Source organism: Novosphingobium clariflavum, assembly GCF_026420865.1.
In the GTDB taxonomy this organism is placed as follows: domain Bacteria; phylum Pseudomonadota; class Alphaproteobacteria; order Sphingomonadales; family Sphingomonadaceae; genus Novosphingobium; species Novosphingobium clariflavum.
Genome location: NZ_JAPCWC010000007.1, coordinates 194555 through 217511 on the forward strand (window position 1 = coordinate 194555; position 22957 = coordinate 217511).

Consider the following 22957-nt stretch of genomic DNA (forward strand, 5'->3'; position numbering starts at 1 on the left):
TCAGCGCGGCGCCTCGGTCTGCTCCACGAGGTAGGCGACCAGCGCTTCCACCTGCTTGCCCTCGATCTCGGCCGCCGGGCTCAGCAGCAGGCGGTGGCGCAGCACGCTGGGCGCCAGCGCCTTCACATCGTCGGGCACCACGTAGTCACGCCCGTCGAGCGCGGCGCGCGCACGGGCAGCGCCCGCCAGCAGCACCGCCGCGCGCGGCGAGGCGCCGCCGGCAAGATCGGGGCTCTCGCGGGTGGCGCGGACCAGTCGCACGATATAGTCGGCCACGCTTTGCGCCAGCGTCACCGCCGAGACCGCGCGGGTTGCCGCCTCCAGCAGCGCCCGGCTCGCCACCGGTACGATGCCGCAGTCCGCCGGGCTCGGCGCGCCGCGGTTCTCGCCGAAGCGGGTGACGATGCGCAGTTCCTCCTCGAGGCTGGGATAGGCGATGTCGAGCTTGAACAGGAAACGGTCGAGCTGGGCCTCGGGCAGCGGATAGACGCCCTGGCTCTCGATCGGGTTCTGGGTCGCCACCACCATGAACTGGTCGGGCAGCGGATGGGCGGTGCCATCCAGCGTCACCCGCCGCTCCTGCATCGCTTCGAGCAGCGCCGCCTGGGTCTTGGGCGGGGTGCGGTTGATCTCGTCCGCCAGCAGCAGGTCGCAGAAGATCGGACCGTGGGTCAGGGTGAACTGGCTGGTCTGGAAGTTGAACAGGTTGGAGCCCAGAATGTCGCCCGGCATGAGGTCCGGGGTGAACTGGATGCGCCCGAACTCAAGCCCGATCGCTGCCGCGAACGACTGCGCGAGGAAGGTCTTGGCGGTTCCCGGAGGGCCTTCGAGCAGGACATGGCCGCGCGCCATCAGCGCGATCAGCATGTGTTCCACCGCCGCGTGCTGGCCGACCACCGCCTTGGCGATCTGCTCGCGGATGTCCGCGGCCAGCGCGGCGACTTGCGCGAGGTCGAGGGTCTGGGCGTCGGTCATCGAATGAGCTTCCTTTCGAGCGCGTGGAGATCGCGCGCAGCCTTGACGAGTTCCTGCGAACGCCGCGCCAGCCTCAGGCGCGCGGCGATCCGTGAAAAGGGTTCGGCGCCGGGATCGCGCGCGGCAAGGGCGCGGTCGATGGCGGCATCGGCATCGGCGCCGTCGAGCGTGCGCGGCAGGCCGAGCGCGCGCACCAGCCGTTCGCGCGCGTGATCGGCATAGGGCCGGGAAATGAGATGGAGCCGCCCGGTCCGGCGCACCAGCCCTGCGGCATTGGCCACCAGCGCGCGCTTGCCGAAGGCGATCGCCCGCCCCGACACCGCCGGGGGACCGAAACGCAGGAACGCCCGCCAGCCGAGCACCAGCGCCGCCATCATCAGGCACAGCGTGGCCGCCAGGAACGGCGGGGTGAAGGCCAGTGTCAGCAGGTTCTGCGCGCGCCCGAAGCCGTTGAGGGTGAGATCGAAGGTGATGTCCTCGCCCGGCCTGACCGCGCTGGCCGCGACCAGTGCATCGATGAGCTGCGCCGAGCGGCGGTCCGCCATGCCCCAGTTGTCAACGAGGTCGGGCTCGAACACCACGACGAGCGGATAGAGGCCATCCTCGTCCTCGCCGGTTTCCAGCGTCACGCCCGCCGCCCTGGCCAGTTCGGGATAGTCGCCGCCATCGGCGATGAACCCGGCGAGGATCTGCCCTTGTTCGTCCTGCACCAGCGGCACGAGGTTTATGCCCCTGCCCCATTGCACCGCCTTGCGGCTGGGCAAGGCGCCATCGACCCCCAGCCCGTGCCAGGCCAGCGCCCCGGCGCGGCCCCGGGCGGGTGCGCGGCCCACCGTGACATCGTCCAGGAAACCGGGCCATTCGAGCGAACCGACGTCCTCGATGTTGACCCAGCCCTTCTGCGCGCCCTTCTTCTCCTGCTCGCGCGAGGCGGGGAAGGGCAGCCACTTGGGCGAGAGCACCAGCGTCGGGCCGATATAGCGGCGCTTGGCGACGATCTTGTCGATCGCCTTGCCGTCGGCAAAGGCGGGCGGCGTCAGCACCAGCAGCCCGGGCTTGTCGAGCGCGCCGACATTGCGGGTCTTGTGGACGGGATGGCCACGCTTTTCGAGATACTGCGCCATCGCCGCATAGCCGTTGAGGCCGCGCCCCTCGGCATGGGCCTGTCCGTCGTTGGTCTCGCTGAACCCGGTGCCGGTGCCGATCATCCACAGCAGCGCCATGAACAGCGCGGCGCCCAGCAGGACGATCGCCAGCACCGCCCACCGCGAGAACGGGTTGGCGCCGACTTCGACGGTATCGGGATGAAGGCCGCTGCCGTTCATGCCGCCAGCCGCACTTGCGCGAACGCGGCGTAGGCCTCGCGCGCGGCGGCCCAGTCCGGTGCGCCGAGATCGCGCAGGGCAAAGCGGCTGCGCTCCACCCGCTGGGCGATCACCGCAAAGGCGTGGCGTCCGGCTTCGGGCAGCGCCGCCAGCACGGAAATCTCGCGCGCGGTGCTGGCCGGGTGAATCCAGTCCGGACGGCTGGCGCGGATCTGCTGCACGCTGCGGCGCAGGAGAAGATGGGTGGCCTCGGCAAACCGGCCCTCGGCAGCCAGCCGGTCGGCATCCTCGATCAGGGCGGCGGCCTCGGCCCGGTCGGGCACCCATGCCGCCACGGCGTCATCCGCGTCCTTCGGCCGGCGATCGAGCAGCAGCGGCCCGAGCACGCGCCAGAGCACGAACAGCACCAGCACCGCGGCCAGCGCGATCAACACATACTGGAAGATCGGCCAGGACATGCCCAGCGCCCGCCCGATCGGCGCCAGCAGCCATTCGAGCCAGCGGCCGAGTTCGCGCAGCCATTCGGGCGTATGGGCCGGCGGCGTCCGGACTTGCGGCAAGGGCGCATACTGGATCTCGGACGCACCGCGCACGGCCGCCCAGTCCTCCGCCGCTCGTTGTGCTGCCCCCGCCACTCAAACCCTATCTGCTACCACCGCAGCGATGATTGGCACGGGGTGGACAGACAGGCAAGCCGGTGTCGATTAACGATCTGTCCGAACAGCGCTTTTCATGATTTCACGGGGGCCTTTCAGCCCCGCGCGCGGGCCTTTCAGCCGCGTGCGCGGGCCTGCCGGTAGGTGCCGAGCGGGCGCACGTACTTGCAGTGGAAGGCCAGTTCCTGCAGCGCCGAATCCACGCGCGGATCGCCCGGCGCGCCCTCGATGTCGGCATAGAACGTCGTCGCCGCGAAACTGGCGCCGATCTGGTAGCTTTCCAGCTTGGTCATGTTGACGCCGTTGGTCGCGAACCCGCCCAGCGCCTTGTAGAGCGCGGCGGCAATGTTCTTCACCTCGAAGATGAAGGTGGTCATCGCCTTCTCGCCCTTGAGCGCGAAGGGATCGAGCGGCTCGCGCGCCAGCACCACGAAGCGGGTGGTGTTGTTCGCCGCGTCCTCGACGTTTTCCTCGACGATCTGGAGGTCGTAGAGTTCGGCCGCCAGCCTGGGGGCGATGGCGCAGGCGCCGGTATCGCCCAGTTCGCGCACCAGCGCCGCCGCGCCGGCGGTATCGGCATAGGCCATCGGCACGATGCCCCGCTCGCGCAGGTAATGGCGCGACTGGCCGAGGCCCTGCGGATGGCTGTAGGCGGCCGAGAACGGACCGGTGCTGCCATCGGCATGGGGCAGCGCCATCAGCGCATGGTGGATCGCCATGAAATGCTCGCCCACGATCGACAGCCCGCTTTCGGGCAGCAGGAAGTGGATGTCGGCCACGCGCCCGTGCTGCGAGTTCTCGATCGGGATGATCGCCCGCTCGGCGCGCCCTTCCTTCACCGCGTCGAGCGCGTCCTCGAACGAGAAGCACGGCAGCGGCAGGGCATGGGAATCGTATTCCAGCGCGGCGCGGTGCGAATTGCATCCGGGCGCGCCCTGAAACGCCATCGCCCGGGCGGGATCTGCCGCGGCCGCGTCAGCCATGCGCGAAACGAGTTCGAGTGCGGGTTTGGGATAGGAGTTCATAGCGTCCGCGCGATTAGGCGGCATTGCCCGCGACCGCAATGGCTCTTGCGCTAACTTGCGGGCAACATTACGACCTCGAAGCCAAGAGGATCATCATAACAATACCCGGGGCAGACAGGACATGGACGATCGTTTCAATACAATTGCCGGGTGGACTCTGTTCGCCGGGGTCGTAGGTCTCGGTCTTTCGATTGCCAGTGGCATGTATTTTCGCGCCGACAAGCATGACCGTCCGGCGCAGATGGGCTATGCGATCGAAGGCGTGGAACAGACCGCCGAGGGCGGCGCCGAGCCGCCGATCGCCACGCTGCTCGCCAGCGCCGACGTCGCCAAGGGCCAGGCCACGTTCGCCAAGTGCCAGTCGTGCCACACGGTCAACCAGGGCGGCGCCAACGGCATCGGCCCCAACCTCTACGGCGTCGTCGGCGAGGACGTGGGCAAGGGCGTGGGCGGCTTCGCCTTCTCCGACGCGCTCAAGGGCGTGGGCGGCAAGTGGGACTTCGACAAGCTGAACCAGTGGCTCAAGAGCCCGAAGGCGATGGCGCCCGGCACCAAGATGACGTTCGCGGGGCTTCCCAAGCCGGAAGACCGCGCCAACGTGATCGCCTATCTCAACGCCCAGGGCTCCAACCTGCCGCTGCCTGCTGCGGCTCCCGCTGCGGCTGCGGCTCCGGCGGCAGCACCGGTCGCCGATGCGTCCGCGGCCCCGGCCGGCGAAGCGAGCGCCGCGCCCGCCCGGTAACCTTTCCAGGATCCGGCTCCGGCCGGCAGAAAACGGTCCGCAGGCTTCACCGAGTCGCCTGTCGGGCCGTTTTCGTCATTCGGGGGGGGCGTGATTCGGGGGGGCGAGCCGGGAACCCGGCCCGCGCATCCCGGCAGGACGATGCAGGCGCTTACGCCTCCTCGCGCCCCTTGAAGCCCTTGGCGATCACGTACCACTCGGACGAATCCTTGCGGCTCGCCGGCGGCTTGGCATGCTTGACGCTGGAAAAGCGGCGCTTGAGCAGGTTCAGCAGTTCGGTATCGGTGCCGCCGGCAAAGACCTTGGCCACGAAAGTACCGCCCGGCGCCAGGGTCTGGATCGCGAAGTCGGCCGCCGTCTCGACCAGGCCCATCGTGCGCAAGTGGTCGGTCTGCTTGTGGCCCACGGTGTTCGCCGCCATGTCCGACAGCACGAGGTCGGGCGGGCCGTCGAGCGCGCCTTCGAGCGCGGCGGGCGCCTCGTCGGCCATGAAGTCCATCTCGAAGATCGTCACCCCCTCGATCGGGTCGGTGGGCAGCAGGTCGATGCCCACGATCTTCGCCTGCGGGCGCTTGAGGCGCAGCACCTGGCTCCAGCCGCCCGGCGCGATGCCGAGGTCGACCGCCCGCTCGACCCCCTTGAACAGGTCGAACTTCTCGTCGAGCTCGACCAGCTTGTAGGCGGCGCGGCTGCGATAGCCGTCGGCCTTGGCCTTCTTCACGTAAGGGTCGTTGAGCTGGCGGGTCAGCCAGCGCGCCGAACTGGTCGTGCGCTTCTTGGCGGTACGAAGCCGCTCCTTGGGATCGCGTCCGGATCGGCTCACGGCCGGGCCTCCAATGCTTGTGCGCCCGCGGTGGCGAGCATGGTCTTGTTCGATGAATGCGAAGCGATCAGGCTGCGCAGGATGCCTTCGCGAATGCCGCGGTCGGCAACGCCGAGGCGGGCGGCCGGCCAGAGATCGAGAATCGCCTCGAGGATAGCACATCCGGCCACCACGAGATCGGCCCTCTCCCGCCCGATGCAGTTGAGTTCGCGGCGCTCCTCGATCGACATCGAGGACAGCCTTGCGCTGATCCCGCGCATCGATTCGGCGGGCACGATCAGGCCGTCCACCATGCGGCGGTCGTACTGCGGCAGTTCGAGATGCAGGCTGGCCAGCGTCGTCACCGTGCCGCTGGTCCCCAGCAGGCGCAGCGGCCCGGTCTGCGCGGCGCTTTCGCGGGCCCCGGAAACGCGCTTGGAAAATGCGGCGAAGCTGTCCGCGACGATGCCGTGCATGTGGCGATAGCGCGCCAGCCGCTCTTCCAGCGTCGTCCCTTCCGGCGGGCAGCTCTCGGTGAGCGAGACCACGCCCCAGGGCACCGACTGCCAGTCGAGGATGCGCGGCACCGTGCCCGTGCTCTCGATCAGCACGAGTTCGGTGGACCCGCCGCCGATGTCGAAGATCATCGCCGGACCCAGCCCCGATTCGAGCAGGACATGGCAGCCCAGCACCGCCAGCCGCGCTTCCTCGCGGGCGCTGATGATGTCGAGCGCGATGCCGGTTTCCGCGCGCACGCGCTCGATGAACTCGGGCCCGTTGACCGCACGGCGGCAGGCCTCGGTCGCCACCGAGCGGGCGAGGTAGACGTTGCGCCGCATCAGCTTGTCCGCGCAGACGCGCAGCGCGCCGAGCGTGCGCTCCATCGCCGCATCGGAAAGTCGCCCGGACTGCGCCAGCCCCTCGCCCAGCCGGACGACGCGGCTGAACGCATCGATCACCGTGAAGTTCTCGCCCGAAGGACGGGCGATCAGCAGGCGGCAATTGTTGGTGCCAAGGTCGATCGCGGCATAGGACTGCCGCCCGGACGGACGCCCGGCGGGATTGGCCAGCAGCGAATCGCGGATCAGCGGCAGACCGCCGGTCCCGCGCACTTCGAGAATGCGCGATTCGGCGGCAGCCGGCTGGGCGGCCTCGGGAGCGCGCGCTTCGGCCGAGCGAGCCTGCGCGCCCTCGACCTTCTTGCCGGGTTTGCGCGACTTGCCCGATTTGCGGGCCGTACGCGACTTCGCCCGGCGCGGCGGTGCCGACGCCCGGTTTGCTGATTCTTCGCGCGGCGCTCCGCCTGCCGCGACGGCGCCGGCATCCTTTGCCTGCCCCTTCGCCTTGGCCGTGCCCGGGCCGGACGGGCGCGATTTGCCCCTCCTCGCCTTGCGCCGCCTGGTTGGGCGGCCTGGCACGTCGACTCTTGCTGCCGGCGGATCGTGCTCCGCCATATTTCAAAATCTCTTCAAAAAATCTGCCGCCATGCGTGGCGGATACCTGCGCCGATGCTAACGCCCAGACGAGAAAGGAGCAAGGGCGGTAAAAAAGGGTGTTGACCCGAATCACGACCGCTACTAGAGGGGCGCCTCCCGATGCCCCGTCGTCTAATGGTAAGTTTTCGGGCAATCCCCTAAAATCAAACACTTACGGCGCAAATGTTGTGCGAGTTGTGGCGTTTTTGCGTCAAACGTCGCACCGGCTATTTTGCCAATTTGGCGTCCCTGTCCTCCACAAATTGCACGACGCTTTTGCAGCCGATCCAAGCCCCGCGAAATGCCAGAGCGCCTTTCGTGAGCATGTTCTCGCGCGAGTCCGCCTGATCCACCGGCACAGCCCAGCTGCCATCAGACAACTGGACAGGCACTCGCGCCGGCAGCGCCCCCGGTGATTCGACGCGACGCGGACAAGCCTCAAGAACAGCAGGATCGGTCGCGGCCGAGTTTATCGGAGGATTAATCCCACAACCCACTATTCCACACGTCATCAGCAGCAGAGCCGCCATGCTTGCTAGCTTCATCGACTCGAACCTCCATCTTGTTTTGACGCGCAGCCTCTTCGCGATCGCGGTGCGCCTTCGCGGCAGACGCATTACGCTCCGCTGCAATTTGCCTTGCTTGGAATTCGGCGCCGGCCTTCGCCTGAGCGGCTTCAATCGCCCGCCGGTCATCGGCAGCGTCCCACAGTTGGAAAACGCCCCACAGAGCCGCACAGGCGACCAGGACGGCAAGAACGATCGAAACTGGCGCCAAATACTTCGCTCGGCTCTCTCCTACGCCCAGACGAACGAGCAGCGTAATCAATGCCCCCATTACGGCGTCTCCAAGTTGTCGAGGCGGTCCCGAATATCGTTAATCGACGTGTTGATGCCGTCCACGTCCAGGCCGATGGTAAGATCCATAACCGCCTGCGTCTGCTCGGCCACCTTGGCCGTTTCCGCGGCGAGCTTCTGCGCCGCCGCGTAGACAATTTGCTGGCTATTCCGCGCCGCTTGCGACGCTGTTAAAGCGATTCGTGGCATTGATCTTCCCTCACCGCGTTAAGCGGCGGTCAGGTACTGGTCATTCACCCAGCCCTGCCTGCCCTGGTACATGATCCGTACCCATTCGCCGGTGTCCTGAAGCACGGTGACCGGCGCGCCGCGAGCCAGCAGGCCCAGCTTGTCCGACGAGGCACTCGCGCGGCTGCGGACATTGAGGCCGGACCGGGCATTGACGACGCGGACGTCGGCCCGCGCGATCGGCATCGGCTGCTTGGCCGCCACGGGAACGGCGCTGGCGTAGAGCGCCGCCTCGTCCGCCCGGCGGCTCTTGAGGCCTTCCAGCGGCTTGCCGTCGTTGTAGATCCAGCGCGCGAACTGGTCGGCCGCATCTTCGAAGCGCCCCGCCACGTGCATCCGGGTGAGCGTGGCGGAAGCGATGGCCCCGGTGTTGTAGTGGAAGGACACCAGCGCATCGAACTGCGCCTGCGTGGTCGGCGCCGATCCGATGGCCCTGGCCACCTCGTTGACGAAACGCGCGATATCGCGGTCGAACCGGGCATCGCACTGCGCCTGCGTCCAGATCGTGCCCTTGGCGATGTCCGGCCCGGTGGAGCCCCAACCGATGGTCCAGGGCTTGCCGTCCTTGCTGCCGGGATCGGGATAGGCATCGAAGCGGCCATCGGCGCGCTTCTTGCCGCAGCCTTCCCATTTGTGGATCAGCGCGGCACCTGCGGGGCTGAGCGTGCGGGCGTCAGTCATGACGGGTTTCCTTTCGGTGGGAGAAGTAATCGAGCGGATGGGTGGCCGGGCAGCGCGCCTGCGGGTCGATGTCGACGATGCGGCGGTGCAGGCGGGACGCGCGCCAGTAGGCAAAGCCCGAGATGCCAGCGAACAGCATCACCAGAGCAATGAGCCCCCCGGTCACGGCGCTTCGTCCGCCAGGGGAGCCTCTGCCATGCCCATCCGCTTGCGCACCAGCGTTTGCAGGGCGTCGAGGAAGAAGGCGAAGCCCAGCGCGCCCAGCACCATGGAGAGCAGCACCACGCCCTCCACCGGCCATTCGCGCAGCCGGCCGATCAGGACCGAGATCAGCGCGAAGGCCGGCAGCGCCGCGAATTCCGAGATCATGAGCCACCGGCGCTTGCGCTCCCACAGGACCAGCGCGGCGCCGTCGTCCGGCGGCGTGCTGGCGACCCCGAAGAGCAGCCAGGCGATGCGCGCGCCGCACATCGCCGCCGCGCCGAACAGCGACAGCAGGAACAGGAGCAGGTCTTCCAGCTTCATTCCGCCACCTCGCCGCCCTCAAGGTCACTGGGCGCGGCGTCGGCAGGGGTATCGACCGCGTAGCCAAGATCGGCGGCAAGCTGGCCGGGCGTGATGCCCAACGCCGTCGCCACGCTTTCATCGCAGCCGAGGCGTTCGGCGACGAACGGCAGCAGGGTGTGATAGTCCTCCACCAGCACGCGCGCCTCGGCGACCACGGCCAGGAGCGCCGCCGTTTCGCCGGGCCCCGCGTCCCAGCTGCGGACGACTTCCCCGACCGCCAGCCTGTCCCGGAATTGCAGGCTTCCTTCGGGCAACAGCACCACGTCGAACCCGTTTTCACTTACGGCCATTGGCTGGCTCCTTGCGATCTCTGGAAAATGGAAGGGGCCATCAGCCGACCCCGATGACTTGCATGCGCGCGTTGAGCGCGCCGACGGGGGTGAAGGTGATCGTGACCCGGTTGGTGTCGGCGTCGTAGCTGATCGACCGCGCGGCGACATTGGCCGCGTTGAGCGTGCCGCTGACATCGGTCAGGCGGTAGTACGAGCTGCCGACCGCCACGTAATCGACACCGGCCGTGCCGGCGGGCAGCGAATAGGTGACGTCGCCCGAGATCGTGATGTCTGCCCGCTTGGAATAGTCCGATTGCCGCGTGGCCAGCCAGGTGCAGCGAAGGACGCGGCTCGGCTTGAAGATGACGGCCAGCGTTTCGTCCGCCGCGATCACGGTGGATTCGCTCCCCGAGATGCCCGCTGCGCCTTCGGCATAGGCGCCCCCTTCGAGGTCCATCTGGTAGGTCTTGCCGGACAGGACGAGCGTCGGCGGCTCGGCCGCCTTCACGCCGTCCAGCAGGTTGTTTCGGATGCGGCGCTGGGCGGCGGTCAGCTTGGTGTAGTTGAACGGCGCGGTGATCGCGGCGCCGCGCTTCCACATGTGGACGCCTTCGACCTCGGCAATATCGAGGTTCGGAGCGGCGTCGTTGAACAGGAAGACGTTCTTCGCGTCCGGCGCATCGGCGCAGACACCCTCGATCGTGAGGTCGCGCACCCTGAGGTAACCCGCCAGCGAGCCCACGGTGGTTATGAACTGGCCGCCGATGTTGGCGAAGCGGCCGCCCCGGATCTGGATGTTCTTGCCGCCCAGCGCAAAGGCGCGCGGGTGATAGCTGGAACTGACACGAAGATCCTTCATGTCGATGTTCATGGCATCGAGCCCGATGGCGTAATCGTCGAACGTCACGCCCGCGCGGATGCCGCCGCCGCAACCGCGGATCTTGGGCGCCATCAGCACGATGTCCTCGACCGTGTTGGTCAGCACTTCGCCGCTGGGGGTGGTGAGCGAGCCCGCGCGGCCGTTGCAGTGGATCGCGCCCTGGGAGATGCCCGCGCGCGACACCGCGTTCTTGATGGTGCCGCCGATCACGCCGCAATTGCGCACGCCAAAGGTGCCGTAGGAGCTTTCGGACGAGAAGTAGATGCCCGCGCACTCGGTCTCGTCGATGTCCGGCTGCATGAACCAGACGTCGCGGCCGCCCACCACGGTCATGCCGCGCTGATTGCCCTGGCGAATGCGGGCGCCGTAGACGCGGATATTCTCGCACAGTTCGCTGCCGCCATAGGTGACGACCGCAAAGCCATCGTCCCCGGGGCGGATGGCGGTGTGGCCGTAGACCGATCCGTCGCGCGTGCCGTTGGTGCAGTGGAAGGCGTCGGCCTTGGTGTCCATCACCAGCGTGCCGCGCGATTCGAAGCGCTGCACGTTGTCGAGCGCGATCCCGGCATTGGCGCCGCTGTCGATGATGATGTTTTCCAGCAGCAGGTCGGTGGCGTCGCGGGCAAGCACGCCGATGGCGTCATAGGCCGAGGTGCGCGCGGTGACGCCCAGCGACGACTTGCGCAGGTTGCGCAGGATCGGCCGCGCCCCGGTCAGCTGGATGCGGGAACGGGTCGGATCGAGTGCCTGGAAGTTGCAGCCCTGACCGTCGAACTCGACCCCGTCGAGCGCCAGCATGTCACCGTGCTTGTAGATCGCATGCGGCTCGGCCACGAGGTTCAGCATGTCCTCGCTGGCGATGGTCAGCGCGTTCATCAGCGCGGTCTGTTGGTCGGCCGTGCTGGCGTAGTTCACGCCCATCTGCTTCAAGGTGTAGCGCCTGCGCGGGATGGCATCCTGCACGCTGCTGCCACCCGGCAGGCCGATCAGCATGGCGCCGCGCATTCCGTCAGTCGCAGCTAGGTCTTGACGAAGCGCCCCGTCGGCGCCCGTCCCCTCCGAAGGAGTTAACGCACCGCCAACGCCACCGGCGTAGAACTTGCCCGCGAACGGCTCGCGATCAAAGCGGCGGAGCCTCCCTTCCCGGAATTCGAGAAGGTCGCCATCGATCATGGCCGACAGATCGCCGAAATCCACCACATCGACGCCCGGCGGGAACGAGGGGCGCCGCGACAGCTCACGATTCTGTTCCTGGGCATGCAGCGCAAGCCGGTCCGCCATGCGCTCTACATCGCGCGATGGCAGCGGCTCATGGGGAGGCAAAACCTGTGGCTGCACCGCAGGCGTCTTGCGATAGATGCGCCACTTGTCTTCATCAGGCCAATCACCAAGCGCCTGGATGGTTCCACTGGCGCTCGGTCCGTCGCCGGCGATTATGTAATCGCGATCTTGAGCGAGCCGGATGCCAGCTTCCGCGCCGGGCAACCAGTGCTCAACGACCAAATCCCCCGCATCCAGAAAGTAAACGTCCGAAAGGGCCTCTACAGCCCGCGCAGAGGCTGGGCTGTAGACCTTTTCTGTGACTTCGCTTTCAACTGCCATCGCCGCCTCGCGCATCGCGGCCACGATTCATCGGGCCGCAGGCGGACAGGGAGTGGAGCCAGCGTCGAAGTCGGGTTAGTCCAACTGGCGAATTTGGTCAATCAATAGGGCGCAGGCTCCGCTGTCGCGGATTGCTGACCTAGCGTATTTGACCAATCCGGCGCACGCATATCGCCAAGACCACCGCCAGGAGGCGCGAAATATTGGGTGCCGCGGTCCTCAGCCGATTGGTCAAGCCGGCGATAATGGGCCTCCACGTCGTCGCCGTAGGCCCATTGCGTCACCATGTCGCCAAACGAGCGCTCAAGCACGAGCCGGGCATACCAGAGCGAGATCCCCGGCGTCTCCGAAAGAAGCAGGCGCGCAGCGTCCTTCTTCCATTGGGTCTTGGTTTCCGGATCATCGTCAAGCGCCGCCGTAGTATTGCGCACCAGCGAACCTACCGTGTTATCGAGCGTTTGTGCGCCAGGCCCTGCAAGACTTCGCGCAATGCCACCGCCAAACCGATCCTGCATCGAATAGAGGAAGTCGCCAACGATGCCGAGGCCGCCACCCTGGGCGAGCGCCGCCCCCCAAAACTTGAGCGTGTTCATAGGCATCGGATCGCGCCCTTTGGCCACCTCTTTCGCCTGCACGGATAATGCTCCGCCCACGGTTGTCATAGCCAACAGCGGCATACCAAAGCGCCATGCCGCCGCAGCCGCGAGCCCTCCGATACCGCCGCCGCCCTCGTCCAGCATCCGACGACCATGCATGTTGAGCATAGTCAGCGGAAAGCCTTTGAAGAGGAACCCGGAGCGGACGATTTCACCGATCCACGTCCCCTTGCGCATACCGGAATTGATCGCGGCGCGCGTGCGCAGATCAGGGACCGGCACGGCATAATCTGCCTCGGTAACGATCATCCGCATGAGATTGTCGGCAAGATCCTGTTCGCCGGCATTCGCTACTGTTTCGGGGTAAAGCCAGTCGGTCCCCTTGTAGCTTTCCGGCTGCATTCCGCGCAGCCGTTCCCAATGCGTCTCGCCAATCCCGTAGCGCTGGAGCATCCGGCGAAAGCCGTTATCCAGATTGTCGAAACTGCGCTCTCGCATGTGGGTCAGATGGGAAACGAGTTCCATGCCGAATGCCTGCCGAGCGATATCGGTATGGGCAGACAGGCCCGAAACGCGCAGCACACCACTGGACAGCCTGCGCATGCCCTCATGCGCGATCTCTTCCCCCGTCGTACGCCACATCGCCGCATGGCCTTCTGCCCATTGGTCAGCCATGAGCACGTGCCGCGCGGCCTGCGCCCGGTCGGCGGCGTTCGCAGGGTTGAGCATCGAGACGTATCGAGCCATGACCTTCGTTGCGGGTATCTTGTTGAACCGCGAGGTATGGAACATCGTGCCATAATCTCCGCCGATCGCCAGCGTCGCACCGCCCAGCTTGGCGGCGACTTGCTGCGCACGGAAGATCGAGAAGCCCAGGGCAAGCCGCCTACGCACCGGTCGGTTATTGGCCCCGGTGTATTCATCGAACAGCTTCTGCATTGTATCCATGCCCGCAGAGGCTTCGTCGGACGCACGCTTGCCAGCCTTGCCAGGCAGCAACTTCTGCTCTGTGCTCTTCTTGAGCCAATCCTTCTGCCAGAGCAGCGTTGCCGAAGGGTTCGGCCCCATACGCTCCATCGCCGCGATATCGCGCGACATGCCCTCGACGTGGCTGAGCATGGCATCGAACGGCGTTCCGCCACCGCCGAACCGCTGCGCATAAGCCGTCCAAGCCTCGGGGCCATCGAAGTGCAGAAATCGAGGATCGGCACGGCGATTCGCCATCGCGCCCTTGCCCACGGCGCCGGGATTGTTCCGGCTCCAGCCATCGGTTGCGATCGCCTCCCACGTATCGCGCAGAACGGTTTCCAGCTTCGCATCCGTGAACAATTCGCCCGTGTCACGATCGACCATCCGGGAACGGTCCAACAAGCCATGCCCTTCCGGACCGCCATGCAACAGGAAGTCGCGCCAAGCGTCGAACCCGCCATCACGGATCGCCCACATGTCATGCGTCTGTGGCAGGTTCCAACTGTCCAGCTTGGCAATTCGGCCGCCCGCAGCATTGAAGCGGCTGCGCAGCCACTCCGATGTTTGCCGCCATGCGTCGGCCAGCTCGCGCGCGTTGAGGTTTCCCGTGTCGCGTCCGAATACCTCGGCCAGCGTGTCCGCCAGTTCCTCGGGCGCGCGCACCCTACCGGCAAGATTCCGGCGATGCTTGGCAAGAAGGCCATCCATCATGCCCAGCGCCTGCTGACGGATCGCGCGGCGATGGTTATCCATATCGACGATCTTGTCTTCGGCCACTCGGCGCGAAAGCGGCCCGTCGCCGCTCTGCCTGCGAACGTCGGCAAGCCACTCGCCCTGCTTGTTGGCCTGCAAGAGTACCTGCCGCTTGCGCTCCATGGCCTCGCCCTCGGCCCATTGCAGAGCCTTTTCGGTCGCCATGGATTCGGCCGCTGCGCGCCCATACCGGCCTTCATACTGCCGCACGAGATCCTCGTAGACGGGCCTCAGCTGCTCAAAGCGGGCATCGCTGATAGCGCCGCGCGCATGGAGGTCGGTAAGGCAAGTTCCAAGCGCCATTACAAGCAATCCCTGATATTCTTGAGTTCGTTGGCCTCGGCGTCGATTTCGCCAAGGATATCGTCGAGCGTGCGCTCTCCCTCCGCCTCATCCAGCTTGAAGGTCGGTTGGTCTGCGGCATCGAACAGACCCAGCCCCATCGTGCCGTCCTGCGCCTGGCCGGTGACGTTCTCGCCGCGCATAGGAGCATCGGCGCGCAGCTGCGTTTCTTGCGCTTGCCGGGCAACCTCCGCGCGCGCGTCATGCACAAGGCTGTCAGCCTGTGCTCGCGTCGCCGCGCCATCGGGATCGAGATAGGGCGCCCGATCTTCGGGCGACAGATCGACTAGCTGTTCGCCTGCCGGTCGCGCGTCTTCTGGAAGAAGTTTGCCACGAACGCCGCCTTGTTCCGTACTTCCGGCGAAAGGCTCTGATCCTCGGCCATGCGGCGCTGCTGCGAAATCTTCGCTTCCAACGTCGGATCGAGGCTCGGGGTTGGCGTCATAGTCGAACCAGTCATAGTCCATATCCTGACTGTGTGCAAAGGCATTGGCCTGCACGTCCTCGGCCATCATGTTGACCGCTCGCATCATGCGCTCGGGCATGGGAAGGGACGCATCGGTGAACGAAAGGTTGTGCAGCACATCACCTATCGCGTCGGGGTCCATCGCCGCTTCGTCGAAGCCAAGCTCCACCAGATGGGCACGTGCCTCGTCGCGTTCTCGGGTAAGGCGCGCGATAGCCTCGGGGGTTCGTTCGAACCCGAAAGCATCATGAGTCGAAATCGTCCATGGGTTCGGTTCACCCTCGAAATCAGAGCGCGGTGCCGGCGCCTCTCCCATGGGATAAGCCGGTTCGCCGCCGTTGATCCGATTGTCGAGGTATTCCAGCACCTCACGAGTCGTCGGGCGCTCGCTGTCCCGTCCGCGCAGATAACCAGCTTCCCAAAGGCTTTCACCTACAGCATCGATCGAGCGCCCCTCATGCCGCAGCAGGCGACCGTTGCGCCTGGTCATACGCTGCCAGTCGCGCTTGCCGCCTGCCTCGCGCCTACGCTTCACATTCTTGATCGCCGCCGAGTGCAACTCGCGCCGCTCACGTTCGGAAATGCCGCGCAGGCCCAGGGCGTGGCCTTCATCATCGCGAATGCCGCCGTTGCGCGCAACGAAGTCGAGCACGTCCTCAGGGCCATCGGGCGCGCGCGGCTTGCGCATGTAATTGCCCGACTTCCGGTTGACCGTAATGCGCCCTTCCCGGATCATTTCCCCGAGACCGGCCCGCAAGTCATCCTCTGAAACGCCCAGATCGCGCGCCAACGGTTCAAGCCTGTTAAGGCTCTGGCGACCGGCAACCACCTCGCGCAGCTGCGGCAAGATCGAAAGCACCTCAGGCCGCGGCGCATCGGGTGCCGCCGCATGCGGCTCAGTCGGTGCCGCACCGTCAAGCACGTCCGACAGGTCCGTGCGCTCGGCCGGCACGGCAGCAACATCGAGGGCGTCAGCAAGAGGATCGCTCTCACCCATGCGGGCGCGGCGCTGCTCCTCCGCAAGATTGGCCGCGCGGCCCATAGCTTCGTCCAGGGCGGATTGAATGCGGCCAGCTTCCCCAGCATCGCCACCGATATCCCCGCGAACACGCAAGCCGGCACTGTCCGGTGTGGTTCCCATCTTCCGGTGCGCCCAAGCGATAACCTCGCCCGCGCTCATGTCCTTCAGGAAGGGATTGGCCTTGATCGCAGCGGGCTCCAACACGCGGCTTGCTGCCGTGACCGGATCCGCATCGAGCAGCTTGCGCGCACCGTCCGGCCCCGCGAAATGCGCAAGGTAGAGGTTGCCCTCATTGGTAGCATGGCCAGCTTGAGCCAGCAGCGCAGCATTGTGGTCCGTCAGGTCCCCCATAAGGGTTTCCTGCAAGTTTGCGCTGCCCTTCTTCGCCACAATCTCGGCGTCGGTCAGCCCACCAGAGCCGTAGCGTTTCTTGTAATAATGCAGCCAAGTGCCATTGGTGAACTGATAGCGCCCTCGCGCACTCGATCGCGGATTGGCTGCGGCATCGTCGCCGTTCGATTCGGCCCCCCGCACCTTCTGCATGAACCGCGATCGCGCATCACCCGACGCGACTTCTCGGCCTGCCGTTCGCAGCGTCGCGGCAATGGCAGTTCGGCTTGTCGCCATCGGGTTCGCATTCAGTGCCGCCCGGAACGCTTCGGACATGAGCGCATCGTGCATGTCGGCGCCGGCGCCGTTGGCAATGAAGGGGTTCGCAGCATCGTCCTGCGCATCCCGCCGCAGTGCGACCAGGGCGGAGCGTTCGAGTTCCGAGATATTGGCATCGCCAATAACCGCCTCAGCCACATCGGACAGAAGCATGGGATCATCCAGCGGATCGGCTTTGCGTAGCAAATGCGCGTCCCAGCGGTCGCGCAAGGGTTCAGGCAAGGCGGCGCGGTGAGCGGTCACGGTGTCCACGAACCGGCTCTTGAGCACCGGGGCGACCTCGATACCGCCACGGATAACTCCGCCAAACAGGGCAGCACCGGTAATGTTGTAGCCCATTTGCTCGCCGGTCAGGCCCTTGCGACCCTGTGCCTTGCGCTCGATATTGATAAGGGGTTGTTGCGCCGCCTCGATCACGCCGTTTGCAAGCGCTTCGGTGGCGACCCTCATCACCGCCGTCTTGCCCACACCGCCTACCGGCATCGTGGCAAGGTTGATCGGATCAGTCATCGCGCCGGCAAAGCCGCCCGCCAAGCGTGGCACCCACCCGGCCCTCCCGGCGGTCTGCTCTGTGCGCTCCGCTCGTTCTTGGAATTGCGCGCGCCATTTGGTTTCAAAGTCCGCCTGCGTCGCAGGAAGATCCCCAAGAGCCCCCGGATTACGACGGCGCGCCTCCTGCACCAGCGACCATACCCCCGCATAGTTGACCTGCGCGCCGGAACGGACCGGCAGAATGTACTGCGACCCGTCGAGCCCCATATCATCCAGCGCGGAAATCACGGGTGCATAGGCTTCAACCTGCGCGTCCTGGATGCGTCCCATCTGGTCATCCCGCGCCGCCGTGAAATTGGCGCCCAGCCCTTCCAGAAAGGTCGGGTCAGGTGGTGGCGGCGCTTCTGCCGGCGCAACGCGCCCCATGCTGCGCGCAGTGTTGTCGATCGGCGCGGGCATCAATTTCCTCCGGGCGGGGTGCGGTTGAAGATCACGCGGTAAGTCTGGCCGTCATCGCGGCGCAGGGCGCGCCCCCGCCCATCTTCAAGACGGTATTGGACATGGCCGTCATCGGCCACTTTCTCGACGACAAGGCGATAGTTCGCCAGAATGTCCGCCTTGCTCGCCGCGGAGCCATCGGCGTAGATCGCGCGCGGGAAATTGAGCCGGGAAAACGTGCGGTCGAATTCCGCCCCGTTCCATCCTGAAGGCAGTTCGACCATGCGCCCCCGCACAGATGCAAGGCCGCCTTGCTTCGACCCATCGCGGCGAAGTGTCTGGCCGAACACGATGCGGATCGCGTCGCGGAATTCGCCTTCGTTCCATGCGGACCGGTCGCCATTGTCGGCCTTGCTACCGACATAGAGGTCCAGGGCGGTGTTGAGAATCTTGTCGTAATCGCCGCCCATCGCGTTGATAACGCCTTGGCCGAGGAACCGATTGAACGCATCGCGCGCCATGTCCGGTTTCGGCTTGTCGCCGTCCAGCGGCATGAAGGCTTCGGGCCGATCACGGCGGATCGCCCCACCGCGCAGCGCCGTCTGCGCGTTCTTCGCAGGAAGACTGGCAAGCACGCCGATGGTTCCGCCCACCCGCGAGGCAACCCGCATCCGCTCGCTCAGGGGCATTCCGTGCAGCTGCTGGACTGCAACCTGTCTCTCACCGTCGTTACCCTTCCAAAGCGTCGATACCGCCTGAGCGCCCTTGTCGGCGCGATCATCTAGTTCGCGGTTCAACGCATCAAGCGTCCGCAGGTCGTTATCGGTCGCCTTGCCAGCGCTGCGCTTGGTTTCCAGCGCGCTCGCCTGCCCTTCCAGTTCACGGGTCTGCAAACCGCGCGCATAGGCGGATCGCGTCGAACGGTCGCCAGCGGTGGCGAACTTGATAAGCCGCGCCTGGTCAACACCTGCCGCCTTGCCGACATCGAGCGCCCGCTCGATGTCGGCCTGCGGAACAGTCTCACCGGACTGGATGCGCGCATCGATGGCGTCCATTGCATCGACGGCCGACTGGCGCGCCTCGTTGGCGGTAGCCTCGGCCTGCCTCGCCACAACGTCACGGCCAGCGCCGATCCGCGAAAGCCAGCGGGACTTGCCATCGGCACCGCCGATCCACTGGTCAAACTGCCCGCTCTTGACTGCCTGTTCCACCGCGTCGAAGTGGCCTCCGGCAAGCGTCCCCTCAAACATCGCCGGGACCAGTTTCTGCCGAACCTGATCGCGCATGACCTGTTTGACGCTACCGTCCACCAGTTGCATGTCGATCGCGCCGTCAAAGTCCTTCAGCATCGCCTCAAGGTTTTCGACCGTGGGTTCCGAATAGAGCGCGCCCGACTGCATATCGAGCGACTTTTGGAACTGATCGCCCAGCTGCTGCACGCGCTGCTGGCGCTCATAGTCGCGCCCCTGCTGGATACCACGGCCCAGCCACCGCGCCCCGATCGACGCAAAATGCTGCTGGACTTCGGGATCGTTACCCAGCGTCGCCTGAAAGTCGGTCCAGTTCTGGCGATAGATTTCCTCCGCCTTCGTCGCATACTCCGGGGCGCCTGCCGGCATCGTGTCCCGCAATTCCTGCAACTGCTGGGTAGTGCGCAATTCCACATCGGCCATGCGGCCCATGCCATCCGCCACCGTAGCCGCACGATTCCGCTGCTGATCGAGCAGAGCAATACGGTGCTGGCTCTGCGCGATCCTCTCTTCGGTCTCTGCATTAGACTGGCTCACATTTGCCAGCGCCCCGCCCAGCTGCGCGATGCCAGAGGTAATGGCCTCGCCAACGCCGGGCTGGCGCTGGACCATCTTGCGGACGACGCTTCCCGGCAACTGTGCACGATAACCTAGCGACGCCATCAGCCTGCCGCCCCCAGCGTCGAACTGCGCTCGGCACGCGCCTGCGCCATGACCTTGCCCTGATTTTGCAAGCCCGATGCACCCTGGACCGTGCTGGCTACCGCGTTAAAGATGCCCCCGAGGATCGCGTTCTTGGCCCCCTTTCTCTTCTGCGCGGCGCTTGCGTAATAGTTATTGGCCTCGCCTGCAGCTTTTTCGCGGATGCGGTCGATATCCAGTTCCGCGGAACGGGCACTGTCCGCAAGCACCGTGCTCACCGATCCACCGAACAACAGGCCTGAACTCGCCATCTGTGCGGCAGCGCCGCCCTGCTGAAAGCGTGCTTCGCGCAGTGTATCCATGGCTTCCTGCTCACCGGATTTCAGGGAGAGCCTACCGTTCTCCGCGTCCTGCTTAGCCTCGGCACGCAGATTCCCGGCCTGCTGTATCCCACCCATGATCGAACTTGCCGCAGTCATCGCGATCGCCGCGATTGGCAGAGCCGCGCCCATCAGTTCGTCCCTTTCTTGATGAAAATCACCATATCGCTGCCATCCGGCATCGCACCAGCAAGCCGCGTCTCTTCCTGCAATCCGATCAGCCGCACCCACCCGCAGGCAGCGCGATTGTCAGCGGAAGCCTGCGCCTCGATGCGACGTTCGCGAAGCCGTGAAACGAAGTTTCGCGTGCAGCGGGTCAGATGCGCCGGCACCCGGGGGCGGTGTACGGAGAATAACCCCCACAACAGCGCATAATGGGGATAGCGGCGCAGGGCACCGCCGCAGAACACGGGCCGCAGGCCATCAGGCGTTTCGTCCCAAATGGTGAAGGCACTACCACCCTCGGACAGTTCCCACCCATATTCGAGCCGCTTGGCCTCAGGGATATCCAGCAGCTGCGACGACTGCGGCGCCAGCAGCAACAAATCCTCGGGCGCGAAGATCCGCGCATCCATTCAGTGCTTCTCCATGTTGAGTTCGCCACCCCACGCGGACACGGTGGCTTGCATCGGCGCGCGGCGCTCCAGGCGCAGGCGCGGGTGGCGGGTGTGATCACCCATCCCGTCAAGGAACTTGAGCCCGGAATAGGGGGCGAACCCCCGGTCAGTGACGCTATCGCCTTCAAGTTCCTCAAGCGGCTGCAAACTTCCAGGCACCCCGAACGCCAATCCCCGCGCGTCCAACACTTCGACCCAACCCTTGCCGAAACGCGCCTTCCGAGCCCGCGCAGGGCCGTTGTCTCCGCCGATCTCGAAATCCAGCGACTCTAGCCATGCCTCGAAAGGCAGCCCCGCCCATACCTTGGCGGCAGGCTGCGCGATTTCGAACCGCCCATCGCCGTCCGAAGTGCGCGCGTAGAATGCACCGTCGGCCGCAATGTGTAGATTCGAGTTCGGAAGGATCGGGTGCGTAAGAGAGGAAAGCGGGTCGCCTTCATACAAAGCCGCCATATCGACCATGCATGCGGTCGCCTCGCTTTCGCCGTCCATGCGCCAAGGCGCCATGCGCAGCACATGCCACTCGCCAGCATATTCCACCCCGATCCAAACCTGATCGAACTTCCCGTCCGGATCGGTGATCGAGCAAATCGTGCGTGCGGCAACCCCGGCGGCCATAGGTCGGCGGGCAAAGCCCAAAACCTGTTCCTCAGGCAGATAACCGGCAAGCGCCAGCGAGCCGTCGCCCCGCACCACCCACAGGTGATTGAACGGATGTTGCTGCGCGGCCAGTTCGACCAGCCCAGGATTGCCGATATGGCGAGCGTAGCGGGTAAGGTCGAGTTCCTGCTCGACGTTTCGTGCCGGGTCCAGTTCCGTCTCGTAAATCCGGTTCCCGGAACGGTCGATATAGAGCGTGCGCGAATTCAACTCGACCAACCCGGCCGTACCGCTGCCCACGTTGTGCTGCTTACGGGACTTGATGTTGCCCGGCGCAACCCCTTTTGCCGCGCTGGCCGCCGAGATACCGTGAACGGCGGCAGCAGTGAATGCCAGCAGCTGTTCGTCAGCCACGATATGGCGGACCGGGTTTGCATCCTCCAATACCGCGATGAACGCCATGTCGTCGCTCGCTTCGCCGAGTTCGTTCAACTCTGCAAAGCTTTCAAGATCGCCGGAAACGCCGCCGTAGACCGAGGAATCGAGGCCGAGACACAGACGCTCTGCCCATATGCCGCCGCAAGCAGGCCACCCGCGCGTGTTGCTGAAAGAGCCGAAGCTCCAACGATAGCTACCATAAGAATAATCGGCGGAAACCGCAGGCATTTCGTATTCGACGTAAGTGTTTTTCCAATAGCCACCGACGTAACTGTAGCTTCCACCGGATGCCCCGGTTGAAAAGGGAAGATGCCGCAATACCGTACCGGAAACTTTGGTTGCGCTAGTGTACGCAGTGATGCGAACGACGCCCCAGCGATCGTGAATGAACTCCAGTTGGACACCACCCGCCGGCTTGTCGTTCACATCGACACCGCTCGCGATGCCGTCCCACTCAACGCCTTCCGTATGCACCGGGGTCAGCGTCCCCGTGCGGATCTTGTTGTCCTTATCCGGGTTGCCACCCACTACGCGATAAACCCGGTCATTGGCCGAAAGGTACTGGCCCAGCACAACAGTCGTGTACGGCTCCCACGCCGTAATATCACCCAAGTCCTCGGATTCGATGCGGAACAGGCTTCCTACGTCGGTAGGCGCAAACAGCGCCGACGAGGACTCCATGTCGATATTGCCGGAAATGCCGGAAACACTGACCGTTTTGCTTTCGTCCTTGTTCCGCTTTTCGAACGGACCATCAGTGAAGACATACTCTTCGAAGCCGAAAACATCGGCCCCGTCGCGATAGAACTTCTGCGGCGCGTGCTCCCGGTGGAAGCAATAGAGAACATCGAAGGATTGATGAAAAGTCAGCCCTTGTACCTGCGCCCAGGTATATGGCGTGTCGATCGTCGTCAGCAGCGCATCGTTGGTGAAGATCGCCACTTTGCCCGCCGAGAAAGCCAGTACATGCCCCTGCGTAGTCGAGAACTCGAACCGCACGAACCGGAAGGGGCCGGGAATGGTCTGGACATGGATGGTCCCCGGCATGGCCTCGGCCACGCCCTCGACCATCGGAGCAAAACCCACCATTTCGGCCAAAGCGATCGAATAGATATTCTGGTCGGTGCGGGCCTGCAGGCGCTTGGACAGTTCGCCACCGTTAAAGCTGACTTGCGCCGGCGTAACTCTGGACATGGG

General features: G+C 65.4%; 20 protein-coding genes. 1 reads left to right on the plus strand and 19 read right to left on the minus strand.

Features of this window, described 5'->3' with window-relative positions; genetic code table 11:
* The 4 genes from OKA11_RS12145 to OKA11_RS12160 form a co-directional block, all read right to left on the minus strand.
* Positions 1 to 975: an AAA family ATPase gene (locus tag OKA11_RS12145; RefSeq protein WP_267220544.1), complete on the minus strand. Its 975-nt coding sequence runs from the start codon at positions 973 to 975 to the stop codon at positions 1 to 3.
* On the minus strand, positions 972 to 2300 hold the full coding sequence (locus tag OKA11_RS12150; protein WP_267220546.1) for a DUF4350 domain-containing protein: 1329 nt from the start codon (positions 2298 to 2300) through the stop codon (positions 972 to 974). Before OKA11_RS12150 ends, OKA11_RS12145 begins: the two co-directional genes overlap by 4 nt.
* Positions 2297 to 2893, minus strand: coding sequence for a hypothetical protein (locus OKA11_RS12155; RefSeq protein WP_267220548.1), 597 nt, complete (start codon positions 2891 to 2893; stop codon positions 2297 to 2299). The genes OKA11_RS12150 and OKA11_RS12155 overlap by 4 nt, the downstream gene beginning before the upstream one ends.
* A gap of 179 nt (positions 2894 to 3072) precedes the next feature.
* Positions 3073 to 3981, minus strand: coding sequence for a prephenate dehydratase (locus OKA11_RS12160; protein ID WP_267220551.1), 909 nt, complete (start codon positions 3979 to 3981; stop codon positions 3073 to 3075).
* A 121-nt stretch (positions 3982 to 4102) separates the two neighbouring features.
* Between OKA11_RS12160 and OKA11_RS12165 the strand changes: the two genes are divergently transcribed.
* Positions 4103 to 4723, plus strand: a complete 621-nt coding sequence (locus OKA11_RS12165; RefSeq protein WP_267220553.1) for a c-type cytochrome — start codon at positions 4103 to 4105, stop codon at positions 4721 to 4723.
* Between the two features lie 151 nt (positions 4724 to 4874).
* On the opposite strand, the gene OKA11_RS12170 is transcribed toward OKA11_RS12165, so the two are convergent.
* The 15 genes from OKA11_RS12170 to OKA11_RS12245 all read right to left on the minus strand — a co-directional run bounded on the left by OKA11_RS12170 (position 4875) and on the right by OKA11_RS12245 (position 22954).
* Positions 4875 to 5546 carry an RlmE family RNA methyltransferase gene (locus tag OKA11_RS12170; RefSeq protein WP_142636990.1) on the minus strand — a complete coding sequence of 224 codons (672 nt, stop codon included), beginning with the start codon at positions 5544 to 5546 and terminating at the stop codon, positions 4875 to 4877.
* Positions 5543 to 6979, minus strand: a complete 1437-nt coding sequence (locus OKA11_RS12175; RefSeq protein WP_267220555.1) for a Ppx/GppA phosphatase family protein — start codon at positions 6977 to 6979, stop codon at positions 5543 to 5545. The genes OKA11_RS12170 and OKA11_RS12175 overlap by 4 nt, the downstream gene beginning before the upstream one ends.
* A gap of 501 nt (positions 6980 to 7480) precedes the next feature.
* Positions 7481 to 7837 (minus strand): hypothetical protein, encoded by a 357-nt coding sequence (locus OKA11_RS12180; RefSeq protein WP_267220557.1) that lies wholly within the window; start codon positions 7835 to 7837, stop codon positions 7481 to 7483.
* A complete protein-coding gene (locus tag OKA11_RS12185; RefSeq protein ID WP_267220559.1) occupies positions 7837 to 8046 on the minus strand; it encodes a hypothetical protein in 210 nt (69 codons plus the stop codon). Before OKA11_RS12185 ends, OKA11_RS12180 begins: the two co-directional genes overlap by 1 nt.
* A gap of 18 nt (positions 8047 to 8064) precedes the next feature.
* Positions 8065 to 8766, minus strand: coding sequence for a glycoside hydrolase family protein (locus OKA11_RS12195; protein ID WP_323748321.1), 702 nt, complete (start codon positions 8764 to 8766; stop codon positions 8065 to 8067).
* On the minus strand, positions 8759 to 8932 hold the full coding sequence (locus OKA11_RS12200) for a hypothetical protein (RefSeq protein WP_267220561.1): 174 nt from the start codon (positions 8930 to 8932) through the stop codon (positions 8759 to 8761). The genes OKA11_RS12195 and OKA11_RS12200 overlap by 8 nt, the downstream gene beginning before the upstream one ends.
* Positions 8929 to 9291, minus strand: coding sequence for a hypothetical protein (locus OKA11_RS12205; protein WP_267220563.1), 363 nt, complete (start codon positions 9289 to 9291; stop codon positions 8929 to 8931). The genes OKA11_RS12200 and OKA11_RS12205 overlap by 4 nt, the downstream gene beginning before the upstream one ends.
* Positions 9288 to 9623 carry a hypothetical protein gene (locus OKA11_RS12210; RefSeq protein WP_267220565.1) on the minus strand — a complete coding sequence of 112 codons (336 nt, stop codon included), beginning with the start codon at positions 9621 to 9623 and terminating at the stop codon, positions 9288 to 9290. Before OKA11_RS12210 ends, OKA11_RS12205 begins: the two co-directional genes overlap by 4 nt.
* A gap of 40 nt (positions 9624 to 9663) precedes the next feature.
* Positions 9664 to 11766, minus strand: coding sequence for a hypothetical protein (locus OKA11_RS12215; protein ID WP_267220567.1), 2103 nt, complete (start codon positions 11764 to 11766; stop codon positions 9664 to 9666).
* Positions 11767 to 12188: 422 nt separating this feature from the next.
* Positions 12189 to 14708: a hypothetical protein gene (locus tag OKA11_RS12220; RefSeq protein WP_267220569.1), complete on the minus strand. Its 2520-nt coding sequence runs from the start codon at positions 14706 to 14708 to the stop codon at positions 12189 to 12191.
* Positions 14708 to 17854: a lysozyme family protein gene (locus tag OKA11_RS12225; RefSeq protein WP_267220571.1), complete on the minus strand. Its 3147-nt coding sequence runs from the start codon at positions 17852 to 17854 to the stop codon at positions 14708 to 14710. The genes OKA11_RS12220 and OKA11_RS12225 overlap by 1 nt, the downstream gene beginning before the upstream one ends.
* Positions 17854 to 19746, minus strand: coding sequence for a hypothetical protein (locus OKA11_RS12230; RefSeq protein WP_267220577.1), 1893 nt, complete (start codon positions 19744 to 19746; stop codon positions 17854 to 17856). The genes OKA11_RS12225 and OKA11_RS12230 overlap by 1 nt, the downstream gene beginning before the upstream one ends.
* Positions 19746 to 20237 carry a hypothetical protein gene (locus tag OKA11_RS12235; protein ID WP_267220579.1) on the minus strand — a complete coding sequence of 164 codons (492 nt, stop codon included), beginning with the start codon at positions 20235 to 20237 and terminating at the stop codon, positions 19746 to 19748. The genes OKA11_RS12230 and OKA11_RS12235 overlap by 1 nt, the downstream gene beginning before the upstream one ends.
* Positions 20237 to 20680, minus strand: coding sequence for a hypothetical protein (locus OKA11_RS12240; protein WP_267220581.1), 444 nt, complete (start codon positions 20678 to 20680; stop codon positions 20237 to 20239). Before OKA11_RS12240 ends, OKA11_RS12235 begins: the two co-directional genes overlap by 1 nt.
* On the minus strand, positions 20681 to 22954 hold the full coding sequence (locus tag OKA11_RS12245; protein WP_267220583.1) for a hypothetical protein: 2274 nt from the start codon (positions 22952 to 22954) through the stop codon (positions 20681 to 20683). It abuts the gene before it with no gap.
* Positions 22955 to 22957 lie beyond the last annotated feature (3 nt).

What these genes read in the sequence shown, in the direction of transcription:
- OKA11_RS12145 (WP_267220544.1), bottom strand. Translation starts at nt 975, where the DNA reads ATGACCGACGCCCAGACCCTCGACCTCGCGCAAGTCGCCGCGCTGGCC.
- OKA11_RS12150 (WP_267220546.1), bottom strand. Translation starts at nt 2,300, where the DNA reads ATGAACGGCAGCGGCCTTCATCCCGATACCGTCGAAGTCGGCGCCAAC.
- OKA11_RS12160 (WP_267220551.1), bottom strand. Translation starts at nt 3,981, where the DNA reads ATGAACTCCTATCCCAAACCCGCACTCGAACTCGTTTCGCGCATGGCT.
- OKA11_RS12165 (WP_267220553.1), top strand. Translation starts at nt 4,103, where the DNA reads ATGGACGATCGTTTCAATACAATTGCCGGGTGGACTCTGTTCGCCGGG.
- OKA11_RS12175 (WP_267220555.1), bottom strand. Translation starts at nt 6,979, where the DNA reads ATGGCGGAGCACGATCCGCCGGCAGCAAGAGTCGACGTGCCAGGCCGC.
- OKA11_RS12180 (WP_267220557.1), bottom strand. Translation starts at nt 7,837, where the DNA reads ATGGGGGCATTGATTACGCTGCTCGTTCGTCTGGGCGTAGGAGAGAGC.
- OKA11_RS12185 (WP_267220559.1), bottom strand. Translation starts at nt 8,046, where the DNA reads ATGCCACGAATCGCTTTAACAGCGTCGCAAGCGGCGCGGAATAGCCAG.
- OKA11_RS12195 (WP_323748321.1), bottom strand. Translation starts at nt 8,766, where the DNA reads ATGACTGACGCCCGCACGCTCAGCCCCGCAGGTGCCGCGCTGATCCAC.
- OKA11_RS12205 (WP_267220563.1), bottom strand. Translation starts at nt 9,291, where the DNA reads ATGAAGCTGGAAGACCTGCTCCTGTTCCTGCTGTCGCTGTTCGGCGCG.
- OKA11_RS12210 (WP_267220565.1), bottom strand. Translation starts at nt 9,623, where the DNA reads ATGGCCGTAAGTGAAAACGGGTTCGACGTGGTGCTGTTGCCCGAAGGA.
- OKA11_RS12215 (WP_267220567.1), bottom strand. Translation starts at nt 11,766, where the DNA reads ATGGCGGACCGGCTTGCGCTGCATGCCCAGGAACAGAATCGTGAGCTG.
- OKA11_RS12220 (WP_267220569.1), bottom strand. Translation starts at nt 14,708, where the DNA reads ATGGCGCTTGGAACTTGCCTTACCGACCTCCATGCGCGCGGCGCTATC.
- OKA11_RS12225 (WP_267220571.1), bottom strand. Translation starts at nt 17,854, where the DNA reads ATGCCCGCGCCGATCGACAACACTGCGCGCAGCATGGGGCGCGTTGCG.
- OKA11_RS12230 (WP_267220577.1), bottom strand. Translation starts at nt 19,746, where the DNA reads ATGGCGTCGCTAGGTTATCGTGCACAGTTGCCGGGAAGCGTCGTCCGC.
- OKA11_RS12235 (WP_267220579.1), bottom strand. Translation starts at nt 20,237, where the DNA reads ATGGGCGCGGCTCTGCCAATCGCGGCGATCGCGATGACTGCGGCAAGT.
- OKA11_RS12240 (WP_267220581.1), bottom strand. Translation starts at nt 20,680, where the DNA reads ATGGATGCGCGGATCTTCGCGCCCGAGGATTTGTTGCTGCTGGCGCCG.
- OKA11_RS12245 (WP_267220583.1), bottom strand. Translation starts at nt 22,954, where the DNA reads ATGTCCAGAGTTACGCCGGCGCAAGTCAGCTTTAACGGTGGCGAACTG.